The sequence below is a fragment of the Streptococcus sp. HF-100 genome (genome assembly GCF_015594635.1).
Taxonomy (GTDB): Bacteria; Bacillota; Bacilli; order Lactobacillales; family Streptococcaceae; genus Streptococcus; species Streptococcus vaginalis.
On record NZ_JADNQV010000007.1, the window covers coordinates 63,812 to 76,479 of the forward strand.

At 36.2% G+C, this 12,668-nt stretch carries 17 protein-coding genes and 2 tRNA genes; 3 read left to right on the forward strand and 16 right to left on the reverse strand.

The genetic code is table 11. The annotated features are described in order from the left end of the window. The first annotated feature begins 78 nt into the window (after nucleotides 1-78). Nucleotides 79-161: transfer RNA gene (locus IYQ23_RS07610), tRNA-Leu, on the forward strand. A gap of 139 nt (nucleotides 162-300) precedes the next feature. Next, nucleotides 301-389, forward strand: a tRNA-Ser gene (locus IYQ23_RS07615). Nucleotides 390-448: 59 nt separating this feature from the next. Here IYQ23_RS07615 and rsmA read toward each other — a convergent pair. The 14 genes from rsmA to IYQ23_RS07685 all read right to left on the reverse strand — a co-directional run bounded on the left by rsmA (nucleotide 449) and on the right by IYQ23_RS07685 (nucleotide 10,909). Beyond that, nucleotides 449-1,324 (reverse strand): 16S rRNA (adenine(1518)-N(6)/adenine(1519)-N(6))-dimethyltransferase RsmA, encoded by an 876-nt coding sequence (rsmA, locus tag IYQ23_RS07620; RefSeq protein ID WP_126467795.1) that lies wholly within the window; start codon nucleotides 1,322-1,324, stop codon nucleotides 449-451. 18 nt (nucleotides 1,325-1,342) lie between these two features. Then, on the reverse strand, nucleotides 1,343-2,059 hold the full coding sequence (locus IYQ23_RS07625; protein ID WP_195674552.1) for a dimethyladenosine transferase: 717 nt from the start codon (nucleotides 2,057-2,059) through the stop codon (nucleotides 1,343-1,345). Between the two features lie 322 nt (nucleotides 2,060-2,381). Beyond that, on the reverse strand, nucleotides 2,382-3,236 hold the full coding sequence (locus IYQ23_RS07630; protein WP_195674553.1) for an SDR family NAD(P)-dependent oxidoreductase: 855 nt from the start codon (nucleotides 3,234-3,236) through the stop codon (nucleotides 2,382-2,384). Between the two features lie 9 nt (nucleotides 3,237-3,245). Continuing rightward, nucleotides 3,246-3,818: a ribonuclease M5 gene (rnmV, locus tag IYQ23_RS07635; RefSeq protein ID WP_195673598.1), complete on the reverse strand. Its 573-nt coding sequence runs from the start codon at nucleotides 3,816-3,818 to the stop codon at nucleotides 3,246-3,248. Next, nucleotides 3,818-4,594: a TatD family hydrolase gene (locus IYQ23_RS07640; RefSeq protein ID WP_037593729.1), complete on the reverse strand. Its 777-nt coding sequence runs from the start codon at nucleotides 4,592-4,594 to the stop codon at nucleotides 3,818-3,820. The genes rnmV and IYQ23_RS07640 overlap by 1 nt, the downstream gene beginning before the upstream one ends. Before the next feature lie 134 nt (nucleotides 4,595-4,728). Beyond that, a complete protein-coding gene (locus IYQ23_RS07645) occupies nucleotides 4,729-5,868 on the reverse strand; it encodes a tyrosine-type recombinase/integrase (protein ID WP_195674572.1) in 1,140 nt (379 codons plus the stop codon). Nucleotides 5,869-5,932: 64 nt separating this feature from the next. Further along, the gene (locus IYQ23_RS07650) at nucleotides 5,933-6,142 is read right to left on the reverse strand and encodes a hypothetical protein (protein WP_000400707.1); all 210 of its coding nucleotides are present in this window, start codon (nucleotides 6,140-6,142) and stop codon (nucleotides 5,933-5,935) included. 48 nt (nucleotides 6,143-6,190) lie between these two features. After that, nucleotides 6,191-7,045 (reverse strand): rolling circle replication-associated protein, encoded by an 855-nt coding sequence (locus IYQ23_RS07655; protein WP_195674554.1) that lies wholly within the window; start codon nucleotides 7,043-7,045, stop codon nucleotides 6,191-6,193. Between the two features lie 247 nt (nucleotides 7,046-7,292). Beyond that, the gene (locus IYQ23_RS07660; protein WP_195674555.1) at nucleotides 7,293-7,841 is read right to left on the reverse strand and encodes a hypothetical protein; all 549 of its coding nucleotides are present in this window, start codon (nucleotides 7,839-7,841) and stop codon (nucleotides 7,293-7,295) included. Nucleotides 7,842-7,894: 53 nt separating this feature from the next. Beyond that, on the reverse strand, nucleotides 7,895-8,269 hold the full coding sequence (locus IYQ23_RS07665) for a hypothetical protein (protein ID WP_119055674.1): 375 nt from the start codon (nucleotides 8,267-8,269) through the stop codon (nucleotides 7,895-7,897). A 106-nt stretch (nucleotides 8,270-8,375) separates the two neighbouring features. Further along, nucleotides 8,376-8,801 carry an RNA polymerase sigma factor gene (locus IYQ23_RS07670; RefSeq protein ID WP_051426762.1) on the reverse strand — a complete coding sequence of 142 codons (426 nt, stop codon included), beginning with the start codon at nucleotides 8,799-8,801 and terminating at the stop codon, nucleotides 8,376-8,378. A gap of 223 nt (nucleotides 8,802-9,024) precedes the next feature. Next, the gene (locus IYQ23_RS07675; RefSeq protein ID WP_049506797.1) at nucleotides 9,025-9,570 is read right to left on the reverse strand and encodes a hypothetical protein; all 546 of its coding nucleotides are present in this window, start codon (nucleotides 9,568-9,570) and stop codon (nucleotides 9,025-9,027) included. A gap of 12 nt (nucleotides 9,571-9,582) precedes the next feature. Then, on the reverse strand, nucleotides 9,583-10,503 hold the full coding sequence (locus IYQ23_RS07680; protein ID WP_049506795.1) for a hypothetical protein: 921 nt from the start codon (nucleotides 10,501-10,503) through the stop codon (nucleotides 9,583-9,585). Nucleotides 10,504-10,513: 10 nt separating this feature from the next. Continuing rightward, a complete protein-coding gene (locus IYQ23_RS07685; protein ID WP_195674556.1) occupies nucleotides 10,514-10,909 on the reverse strand; it encodes a hypothetical protein in 396 nt (131 codons plus the stop codon). Between the two features lie 145 nt (nucleotides 10,910-11,054). Here IYQ23_RS07685 and IYQ23_RS07690 point away from each other — a divergent pair, with 145 nt between their 5' ends. Then, nucleotides 11,055-11,387, forward strand: coding sequence for a helix-turn-helix transcriptional regulator (locus IYQ23_RS07690; protein ID WP_229311963.1), 333 nt, complete (start codon nucleotides 11,055-11,057; stop codon nucleotides 11,385-11,387). 277 nt (nucleotides 11,388-11,664) lie between these two features. Here the strand turns inward: IYQ23_RS07690 and rpmH are convergent, their stop codons facing one another. Both rpmH and IYQ23_RS07700 read right to left on the reverse strand, forming a co-directional pair. Continuing rightward, nucleotides 11,665-11,799, reverse strand: a complete 135-nt coding sequence (gene rpmH, locus IYQ23_RS07695) for a 50S ribosomal protein L34 (RefSeq protein WP_003026476.1) — start codon at nucleotides 11,797-11,799, stop codon at nucleotides 11,665-11,667. A gap of 146 nt (nucleotides 11,800-11,945) precedes the next feature. Beyond that, a complete protein-coding gene (locus IYQ23_RS07700; protein ID WP_049517043.1) occupies nucleotides 11,946-12,587 on the reverse strand; it encodes a hypothetical protein in 642 nt (213 codons plus the stop codon). Between the last annotated feature and the right edge of the window lie 81 nt (nucleotides 12,588-12,668).

Genomic DNA, 12,668 nt, shown 5'->3' on the forward strand with positions numbered 1-12,668 from the left:
AACAAAAAAAGCAGTATTTTGCTTTTTAGTGCAAAAAAATGATGAAAAACGTTTCTAATATGGTATAATAGAAACCAAGCGGAAATGGCGGAACGGCAGACGCGCATGCTTCAGGCGCATGTGTCCATTCGGGCGTGAGGGTTCAAATCCCTTTTTCCGCATTTTTATTTCGTTTGATAGTTGTCAACTGTATCGCACTTCACTTCACGTTATGTGCGCTTTGCTTTCTCGCCTAAAACGAAATAGCCTATTTTGAATGCTTCTATCGAGCCCATTCAAAAATTGCTTATTCTAAATTTTGGAAAGGTGGCCCAGCTTGGTACGGCACCGGACTCGAAATCCGGCAAATGGATTTTATTCATGCGCGGGTTCAAATCCCGTCCTTTCCTTATAAAGAACCTCACTAAGACGAACTTAGTGAGGCTTTTTGTTTACAATATTATTCAACTTATCTGAACCCTTCGTCATATAAGCTGTCTGCTAAACGTGCAAATTCTTGCAAATCAAGCGCTTCTCCTCGTACACTTGGAGATAACTCAGCATTGTCCAAAGCGGACTCTAGCTTTGTTTTGACTTCATTAGACTTCCCAAAATAACTGGTCAGATTATTCCAGAGGGTTTTCCGGCGGTGAGTAAAGCTAGCTTTTGAGACTTTGAAGAATAATGACTCATCTTTGACCTCAACTGCTGGCTGGTCTCTGCGGACCATCTTGAGGATAGCCGAATCCACATTTGGAGCAGGAACAAAGACTGTTCGTGGTACGATAAAAGCGACCTTGGCGGTCATATAATACTGCACCGCTATTGACAAACTGCCATAAGATTTACTATTGGGTTGCGCCGAGATACGATCAGCCACTTCTCGCTGCATCATCACGACAAATTCACTAAAAGGAATGCCACTCTCAATCAAGTGCATGAGGATAGGAGTGGTAATATAGTAGGGCAGGTTGGCCACCACTTTGATAGGAAGATTTGGATTAGCAAATTCCTTGATTCGGGCTTGCAAGTCTGACTTAAGAATATCTTCATTGACCACGCGCACATTGTCAAAATCCCGCAAAGTATCTGCCAAAATCGGCACCAAGCGCTCATCAATTTCAAAAGTCATAACTTCGGCTGCATTTTCTGCCAAAAACTCAGTTAGAGCTCCGATGCCTGGTCCGATTTCGATAACATTAACATTCTCATCAATCTCAGCTGTGTCCACAATTTTTTGTAAAATATTGGTATCCGTCAGAAAGTTCTGACCGAATGATTTTTTAAAAGTAAAGCCATGACGCTCTAAAATAGCTCGCGTCACACTATAATCCGCAATTCTCATAAATCTCTTTTCTATCTGTTAGCTGAATAAAATATATAAAATCCGCATAATTCCTAGCACAAGCAAAATCCAAAATGCTGGATGAATCCGGCGTTTGTTACCTTTTGAATCGGATTCAATCACATTATCTGCCTGCTTGCTTTCTTGATTTTGCCGCTTCTTCAACTCATCTTGGTAAGCAACCGAATTTAGAATATTATCTACTGGCAGCATGTCTGAAGCATAATCATCTGGGAAACCCATAGCTATCCCAAGCAAATCCTCGTCCGCTAAAGAAAAATCTAAATCTTCTGGTCGATTTTGCTGAATAGCTCGGACATTTTTTAAAAGTTTGTCAGAAGCAATAGGCAACTCGTCCATAGAAATAATTTCTAAAACGTCAAATCCTAGCGTATCGCCCTCTTTGATATTTACAGTAATGTAACGCAAAAAGTCATCGTACAATTGCAAAGTCTGTGGAGCATGCTGCTCTAAAAAGGAGCGATTATGATGTGCATTTTGTTGGAATTTTTCAACAGAAAGAGCAATCCCCATATCCTGTGTCCGATAAAATTCTTCTGTCTTCTCTTTATCTTCTTTTTCAAGCTCTTCTGCTTTTTGCCACAAATCAATAGCCGCTTGCAGCTCTTCTTCACCCCAAAATAGTTGCCAGAAATAAGGAATCGTATAAATTCCCTCCGCTAAAACACGTGCCTCATCTCCGTTTTTTAAATAAATATAGCTTCTATTTGCCATCTCGCTTCCTTTCGTATTTTTTTCATTCCATTTCAACATCTGTCAATATAATCTCAATAATTCCAGCCGTTTGAGCAATTGTTTCTCATTTGAATAGCCCATGCGGAATTCTTCAACTCAGAATCCACGATATTTTTGGACATCAACTTCCTGCGAAACCAATAGCGCATAATGTTTCATTAGTGACATCAGTCATCATCACTGTCAAGCACTTCAAACATAATCTTTTTTAAATATCAAAGTTGACATATTATCGCCAGCTAAATACCCCTTACCACTCATCATGCTTAAAAAACGTACTAAACGCTATAATATTCGATTATCATTCTCCGGTTTTCTCTGTTGTTAGTTGCGTCAAAATTCGGTAGAGTTTCTCTTGCGCCTCTTGATTATAAACCGAGCGATTGGCTTTGACCTCTTGGCATTTTTCATTGTATAAAAAGCCATTATAGCTGTTTCCTGTGGCGAGAGCGACATAGGTTTGTGCCATTTCTTCAGGCGAAATTGAGAATCGAGATTTCAGTTTGTATAGGTTTTTCATAAAGGAAGAAAGGTGACTATAACGCTTCATATCTACCTTAACACTAGGTACTCTGATAGCCTGAATTGTAACGTCTTTGTACCTTGCTCTCATCGCTAAGGTCAGCATCAGAAGCGCTAATTTGTTCTGGTAATAAGTTTTTGAAGGGCTGTAAGATTGTTCGCCCTTTAGATTATCAAAATTCAATTTAATAAAAGGATAGGCTTGTAAACCTTGCGATGAAATATTGAGAATGCGACCACTCTCGGACTCTTTCAATAAGGGAATAAAAGACTGGGATAGCAAAAAAGGAGCTACAACATTGGTCGCAAACTGCTTTTCCAATCCATCTTTGGTTAAAACTGGTTGCTTAATTGATAAATCAAAGTCAGCAGCATTATTTATCAAGACATCAAGCGCTCCTTGAGTCTGGATATAATTTTCAATAGCTGTTTTGATACTCGTCAAGTCAGAAAGATCTGCTAATAGGTAGCTGACATGAGAATTACCAGTTTCACTAATGATTGTCTCACAGGCGCTCTCAGCTCTCTCTTTACTACGACAAAAAATCGTTACCTGCCAGCCTTTATCAGCTAGCTGTTTAGCTGCTTGATAACCTATCCCGCTATTTCCACCTGTTATGATACATTTTTTCATACTATTCCTTTACTTTTCACTTTCTTGATAATGCGCCATCACGCTCTCAACTTTTGCTAAATTTATCCCAAATAATTCTAAGCGTTTAAGCAACTGTTTCCCATTTGAATAGCCAATACGGAGTTCTTCTCCTAAAAATTCACGACGTTTGCGGCTGTCATTGCCTGCCAGAAATCCTAAGCGGATCAAATCTGAACGTGTGATATCAAAATCAGTTTTTTTTTCAAAATTTTTAGTTACCTGAGAAAGAGCAGCTTTTAAATCTTCATAAGAAGCATGCTCGATACCCAATGACTTCCCTTTATTTTTAGACTTAGGAGCGGCTTCATCACGCCTTAAAAAAGCATGCTGAACACTAGGAATAGCGGTCATGATCATCCTACGAATCCGCTCACCATTGACATCTGGGTCAGTAAAAACGATCACTCCATGCAGGTCATGAAGACGTTTAATACGCTTCATATCTTCTTGGCAAATTGCAGACCCTCTTGTTTCGTAAGTTTCGACGTCAAAATACCGTTTGAGATTGGCCGTATCATCTCGACCTTCTACAACTAGAACCTGAGAAATCTTTTCTTTCATCAATCTTCTTTCAAATTAAATATTCGCAGCGCATTTTCATACGTTGCTTGCGCAACTTCTTCTGACATCAAGCCACGAAGCTCTGCAATCTTATCTACAACATAGCGAGTATAAGCCGTCCGATTTTCACGACCACGTTTTGGAACAGGAGCTAAGTAAGGTGCGTCCGTTTCAACTAGGATTTTGTCCAAAGGGAGATTTTGCGCAGCTTCCTGCACATCTACAGCCTTCTTAAACGTGACCACACCCGAAAATGAAATCATCATACCAAGTTGGATAAAACGCTCTGCCATTTCCAAAGAACCTGAATAAGAGTGCATAATGCCGCCACATGAACCTACACCTTCACTTTTAATAATCTCATATGTGTCGTCCAAGGCATCACGAGTGTGCACTACAAAAGGCAAGTCAAGATCTTTTGACAATTGAATCTGCCGTCGAAAAACTTGCTCTTGCGTCTCTTTCGGTGCTGTCATCCAATGATAATCCAATCCAATTTCACCAAGGGCAATAACTTTGGGATCATGCAAATGACTGACAAGCATGTCCTCCACTTCCTGCGTGTAAGAACCGGCCTCTGTCGGATGCCAGCCAATCGTACTGTAAAGCTCATCATATTGACGAGACAGCGCAAGCGACTTTTCAATGGTTTCTGCATCAAATCCCACAATATTCATCTTTGTGACACCTAACTCGCGTGCAAAAGCAATTTCTTCAGATTCTTTTCCTGCGAAATTGTCCACGTTGAGGTGTGTATGCGTATCAAAAATTTTCAAACTTTGTTTCCTCCTTCTTCCCTATGCTTCTCTAACCATTGAAAATACAGGCTTTTATTTTTCAATATTTCCCTGTATTTCCTGTTATTTCTCACCGCTTTGGTTAATTCATGGTTAGTTTTTTGGTTAGTTTTTTACAAGTGAATTTGATTGAGTTTAGTTCTTACTTCATCTTGAATATTTTCAGTAACATGACTATATACCTGTAAAGTAATGGACTCATCTCGGTGACCTACACGCTCCATAATCGCTTTAACAGGCAATCCCAGTTCAGCAAGTAAACTGATATGGGAATGCCGGAGCATATGGATATTATAGGCTTTTACTTCACCTAAGACTGTATCGCAACTATTCTTGATGAATTTGTATAATAAAGGTTGTCTCATAATATTTCCTTGCTCTGTGACAAAAACAAACTCTTCATCACGACAATGCTCACGAAAATATGAAACAATCTCTATACAACGTTCACTCAGAATTATAGTTCTAACAGAACCTACCGTCTTAGTAGTTTGAAGCACTCGCTCATCGTACTTGTGAGCTACATAATCAATCGTATGGTCAATCTTCAAAAGATGATTTTCAAAATCTATGTCTTGATAGCGAACACCGATAAATTCAGCAAAGCGAAGACCTGTTAAAAAAATGAACTCCATCGCTAATGTATAGCGTCTATCTTTATTATGACTTTCGCAATACGATAAAACTTTTCCTAACTCTTCTTTACTGATAAAATGTTCCTTAGCCTTTTTGAGTTTTTCATAGTCAGCCTTCTGCTTAGGAATTACTACATTTTTGACAGGACTCTTGGTGATATATCCGACCTTCTCAGCATAGCCAAAGATACCATTAAGATAAATCTTTCGATTTTTCCTTGTAGAGTTTTCAACATTTAAACTCATTAGGTAGCTCTGTATTTGCTGGGTAGTGTATTCTGATAACTTCAAATCTCCTACCGCATCAGCAAAAAATTGCAGACATTTCATTTCACTTCTGAAACTTGACGGTTTAATTTCACTAGCTCGAATAGTTTTCCATTCTGCCAACAGCTGACTAAACGTAGTCGCTTCATATTTTTGTTGTTTCAGCTCTTCTTTTGTCGGTGTTGTAAGAATTTTATCTATCTTAGTTGCTAATCGCCGTTTTGCTTCTGCTTGAGAAACTCTAGATTTTGATTTCAAAGTAACAGTCACCTGTTTCCACTTTTTATCACGATCATCATAAAACTTCTCATAATAACGATATTTGCCATTATCTAACTCTTTATAAAACATCATCTCTCCTTTTTATCGTCATAAATAAAGGAAAGCTATGTAGCATAGCTTAATTATAACATAACTACATAGCTTCCTCATACTTCTTCTGTTTATATTGCAAAAAACGCTCATATCCCTCAATACTTATATAAACCCTCTTATGAGAGGGCTTCAAAATAAAATCTTGAAACTGCTCCATCCGCCTCATCTCAGTCAAATCATTATTTAATGTCTTTAAAGGAATGTCAAATAATTCTGAAATCCCTTTCTTTGTTTTGTATAAATGTTCCATAATACCTCTTCTTCTGCTATAATAGAGATGATAAAAGTTTTTCTTTTGTCACTCATTTGGCTTGTCAGTTGCTCCGCTAAAAGTGTCTGACAGGCTTTTTACATTATCGTAAAACTCCGTTGTGTATTCTTTTATGCCGTAAGGAGTTTCATATTTTGTAGTACGTGAAAAATTCGGTGGACTATTAATTTTATAAGTCTCCATAAGTTCCCCCTTTGTTGTTGTGATTTCCAAAGGCTTTTCTATCCCACGACTGGTTCTATAAATACGAATCCCTTTTGGATACATGTATAGTCTCGCTCCCTTAACGGTTGCTTTACTCTGTGAATCTTTATCACCTATCTGCAAATTAGATAGATAAGCTATCAAGTAATTTCCAACCTTATCAGCCCTTCTCAATCGTTTGGTCTTTGTAAAACCTTTACCCCACATAGTAGCAACTACATCATTAGGGATAGAGAGAGTCGTTTCATTCTTCATAAGCACATGTAAATGCCACCGTCCGCTCTCTTGTGGCTCAATCACGGCAATATATTCTACATGACTATACTTACTACGCAAGCGTCGCATAAATGCCTTAAAATCTTTATAGACTTGAACAGGATCAATCACATGTTCACGATAGGTAAATGTAAGCCATAGCTGATTATCACCACCACCTGAAAAATTATGAGCAACCAAGCGACGCAGTTTTTTCATCGTTTGCTTTGTTGACTTCAAATTATCAAGACGACTACTATTAGAAGTATCCATGTCATGAATTTCTCCCGTCTCCAGATTTACATAACGTTTTCCAGATATTACCTTGATGGTCTGCTCCTGTTGCCCATTCGCAGTTGTCATTTCTATCGTATCACCATACAAGTAACTTTTAACAAGTTTAGTTGAATCTATTTCATACATATATATTTATCCTTATCGCGCTTTTGTTTGACGCTTATCAAGTTAAGAGCGTCAAAATTGTAATCATTAAATTCTAATTTATTCCACGGTTTTATTGACAACAGGTTCCCTAAGATGATTAAACTGATTGTGTCGGCACGTACGAACATAGTTCGACCGTACCGCCCCAACCAGTCTAAGTTATCTCAGCCTATCATCAATAAAATTTCGCGGCATAAAGATAGAATTTATTTCTCGTATCACACATTTATGGATTCTTCAAGCGAAACAAATCGCCTTTAACTGCCCGCTCATTTCTTTTTTCATAGATGATAAACGCTAAACGACGTAAATCATCTTTTTTATAAGTATCAGCGATACCATACAATCCATTTATTTTTAGATAATAGACCCATTTTTCTTTCATTTTGAGCAAAATATCAGAATCTAACTCACCAAATATAGTAAAGCTAAATACAATACAATCTGCTTGAAAATCTCCACTATCATAACAAATTGGAACTATCTCATCTGCTACATGCACCATCTGAACTGACCTACCCCCATTATTGTGAACAATTTCTTGCTTTTCAAAAACTGGTCGTGTCGTATAATCAAATTGGTCAGCTTTGATTTGCTCTTTTACCAACTTCATTAGTTCATGCTGAGTCTGTTCAAGAAAGACAGCCCATCTCCTCTGTTTTTCTTTTTCTAGCATTTTTGCATTATATTCCTCTAATTTTTTCCTACAAAATTGAAAACCTTTACCAACAGCCTTCAAAGCTTTTCTAGGTAATTCTTCTAAAATAGATGGCATTTCAAAACCTCCTTCAAATTAGGGTAGTCAGATAAACGATATATCTGACTACTTTACAACTCGACAATATCGTCAGCTTTAACAACTTTTGCAGTGATTGACAACTGATTACGATATTCACCGTAAACCGAAGCTTTTTCAATATCAACGATTTCACAGATTGTGAGCATTGGTTGAAAATCTGCGAAATCATCCAGAGTAGCATAAGGTACTTTGACAACAAGCTGTTCACCAAGATTGTTTTTCTCGTTGGAATAGTCACTATCATCAACAAAGACAAGTAGCCCTACCTTCACCCCTTTTTCAACCTTAGAACCAGACTCAGTTTTCTCTACCCACGAAGTAGCAGAAATGAAACGAAGTTCTTTGTGAGCTAAGAACAACGAAGCATTAAATTCAGTGAAATGTGATAAATTCTTCAATGACATATACAACCTCTTTCTTTTTCTAAAAGCAAATCATAAAATTTTTGCTAGGCACTAAAATTCACCTCCTATCTATAAGGAGAAAATTTCAAGAAATTCGGAAAATTTTTTAATTTTTTTCTAAATTTTCTTTCAACATTTCTCTTACTCGTTCATAATGTCTTTTGACCGTCTTATCGCTTATACCAAATTTCTTTGCCAAAGCTACATAGCTAGTTTCATAGATAGAACGCTCCAAAAAAATTACTCTATCAACCTCAGATAGCTCTTGTAGCCTTTTTACTATAGTAGCCATTATTTCTTTTTTTATAAGAATCGTTAAAGGGGTCTGGTTATCCGAAACAATATCAATTAATTCACCCGAACCATTTAGACCCGTGCTATTTAAACTGCATAATCCTTTTTTTCTGTCTCTTCTCAATACGTTGAAATACGGTTGATCAAGTAGTCTACTAACCTCTTCCCAATCTCCCCGTTTAACCGCTTTTTGAATCTTATCCTCTCTCCTCTGCTCTACTTGATTATTTATTTCCATGTGTTAGTTCCTCCTTTTGGATTTACCAACACTACAGAAAGGGGAGAATTGCTTTTCTTATAGAGGATAAGCGACAAGGTATAAAGTAGAAACAGTTCTTATAAATGCATAAAAAAATAACAGTTATACAAAAAGTACAACTGTTATGCATAATTATATTATAGAACACTGCTTACAAAGGCATATTTATTCGTCAAGTAGGACCATATAAAAATATTTATATCTAATTTGAGTAATCTTTACCAAAAATAACTATGTCATCTATGGTATTGCTAAAAGATAATTCTGTATAGAAAATATCCGACATATTTTTTATTGTTTCAAGACGGTTCACTCTTTGAGATTGAGTAAATTTCACTTGTAAGCCCTGTTTGCTATTGTAATTTACAAAATCACAATTTTTATCCTCCGCTAGACTTTCTAAAACAGATAACTCAGTCATTATAATTCTGATTTTCCTTACATCCTCTTGAGTATCTACAAAAACAAAAGAAATTGCTGGAATCATTCCCAAGAGATTAGAAGTATCTCTTAGCTTTTCAATATTATTTCTGTCAAAATCAAAAGATTTACTTTCTTTAGGAGGAAAATTTCTTCCCTTTACCGAAATAGCCAATCTCTTATAGTTTAATTCGCGACTAACTGCTAGAACATCAGCACCAACATGATCAATCAGTGCAACAGACCAATTGTTTAAACCCAAAACATACATCACTAAGGACTCCGCAAAATCTCCAAATTGTTTTGGGAAACGAAGGTCTCTGCTCATTTTAATCAAATCTCATTCTCCTTTATATGTTTTGATAATATTATTTATTGTACTAATGATTTTCTTTGTCTCATCATCATTACGATAAGTAGAAAATACTTCCCCAACTTCACCTAGATAAAAATGAGTCACTTCATATGTGTCACTATATGCCCACTCTGATGTTGAAAATTTTGTTTCATTATGCACACTAGCATAAGAACCATGAACTTTGTTAATATCTTTATACATAATCAACTTGTCGAACAAAGTCCAATCACGACTTACACCTTCGACATACTCTTTCCCATTAAACAAGTTACCAAAATAAGGCTTCTCAATTATATATAAAAAGTCTGGATAAAAAAATACTTTAACACCACAATTATATTGATATTTCACATTATAAAAACCGTCTAATTCATAGATTACAGTTCTATTAGGGAACATTTCAGATAACATTTGATTATAAGTGTCATGGGTAGTGCCACTTACTAATGTTATAGGTCGCTTATATTTTATTTTGATCGGAGTATTATGAAATTTAGAAAAAATTTTTTTAATTCTTTCCTGTTCATGTTTTTTAACTCTTTCTTCCACCATTTTCTGATGCTCATTCTCAAGTTCCATAAATTCACTTATGAAAAACGGCTTAGTTCCAGAATTCTCTATCCATTCCGATAAAGTTAACCCTTTATCATATGTTCCTTTCGGATAAGTTTCAATAAAATTTTTTATATTATCCTTAGTTGTAGAGACTTTCCCTCTATTCATTCCTTTAGACTCGCTGTACCCTTGTGTAATTGCTGAAATTTTCCAAGCATAATTTTTATTTTTATAGTAATTTTCAGCAATAAAACCACTTGATTCTCCTTTTACGAGATAAAGATATAATACTTCAATACGCTCTTCGATACTAGTCTGTAAAAAATCATTCAATAATTTAAAAACCATAATCCTCCCTCTACTTTCTCACTTTCCACATCAAAATAGTCCCACTATCTTTGTATTCAGCTTTATAACCTGCTGCTTTTATCAATGTGATGGTCTTTTTACAAATAGTTTCAACGTCCTTGCCAGTATTAAAATAGTGCCAATTAGGCATTTTTTTATACATCGCTAAATTTTTTAGGTTAGCAGAATGGTAAAAACTATATACAGTTACGCTGAACACATTTCTTGATAATAGTTTTTTAGTCCCGTCAAATTTGTAACTAACTAATTTCTCTTTTTTCTTAAATTCCTCTATGGCATATTTTTTAAATGCTCGATGAAATTGTTCTTTTTGACTTGTTGTCATAGCCTCAGTTGCATGGTAAGTTTTATATGCTTTTGCAGTTGTTGCAGAATATACTAACATTAAGCAACCTCCTCTTGTATCGTCTTTTATCTATTTTATCAAAATATATACCAATAAACAATACTTTTGTTTGTTTTTAGATTGTTTATTGTACTTAATTTCATGCAAAAAGGATTGTAAAATGATACCAAAGAGGATTGTAAGAATGAAAGCTAACCAATTACAGAAATATATATCTAACAGAATCAGAGAATGTCGCAAAGAAAAGAAGCTAAGCCAAGAACAACTTTCAAACGATGCGGGACTGGGTGTTAAGGCAATTCAAAATATCGAAACTTTAAAATACGACTTTAAAATCCAAACACTTGAAAAAGTATTGACCGCCTTAGATATGACGGTGGAAGAATTCTTTGACTTCCCACTCTCTGATAATTCCGTATCTCTTGATACACTCGTAGATAATCTTTCTGATTTATCGGACGATAAACAAATCAAACTCATTTCGTCGTTTAACGAAATCATAAAAAGCATAGATTAAAAGAGGAACTCATTACGAATTCCTCTTTTTGCATGCTACACTTACTTTCCTTTGGTTAGTTTCTTGGTTAATTGCCACCTTAAGAACTGTAATATCTTTTAAAATCACAGATTGAGGTCTGTAGTATGTGTATCAAAAATTTTCATCATTCATTCCTCTTTATATCAGTTTCTATTATATCAAAATCTCTGAGCAAATGCAGATTGTCCCTTTGTTCTCAAACAAAAAACCAGCGGTCTCGAGTTTCCGTTGGTTCTTCATTTTGTATTCGTTTGGATTATGCAGCCAAAACTTTGCGTCCTTTACGACGACGGCTTGCAAGTACGCGACGACCATTTTTAGTTGCCATACGATGACGGAAACCATGTTTGCGCGCACGACGGATTTTACTTGGTTGATAAGTACGTTTCACTTTGAATACCTCCTCTTAGATTCTTGTATTCGTTTAGCCGGCTATTGTGATCAGTTACTAAACATACTTTATTATTCTATATGATTCTACGCCTTTTGTCAATAGCAGCGCGAAATTGTTTTTGCTAAAGCCTCAAGAAAGTTTGTCTAAACCTCGTACAATTCTCTGGTTGCCTCATAGAACGGAATGAGAGTTGTCATAGTAGCCTGAAGCTTATCCAACACTTGCCTGATTGAAGTAGCTTGGGCTAAATCCACATCGTATTTTACTAAGACTTTACGGACTTGCCCTGTTTTTACTTGTTGGCTCAAATACTTCCGATTTTCTTCTGTTCCAGTAAATCGTTGACTGACTCCATTTATTTGAGCCAAATAATAAACTGGAACTGCGATTGGCACCTGCAAGACCCGATTTTGCTTGGTCAGACTGGTCTCATCTTTCTTACGCTCAATAAAACTAACTTCTAGCGACACCCCAAAGTCTTTCGGATTCCCATATAAGCGAAGGGCAAACATTGGTTCTGTGACATCGCCACAACCGCGCAAGTAGTTCCAAAAATGGGGACGCAAAATTTGAGCTTGATTCATCCAGTTGCTGGTACGCTCCAGAGTTAATTTTGGATAAAATCTTTGAAATTGCTTAACCAAGTCCGAAAATTCCGCGCGTGCTGCCTGACCTTTCTGTTTGAAATCAAGCATCATTTCTCTCAATTCTCCCGCTTTATCAGGAGAAATATATTTATGTCCTTGTAATGCTAAGTAAGTTTCAATAGCTGGAAAAATAGACATGTAAGCTCCTTTCTTCTCAATCTCAAGCACGTCAATTAGTGGACTAAACGGAAAGAAAGACTGAAAAGAAATTCTTCTCAG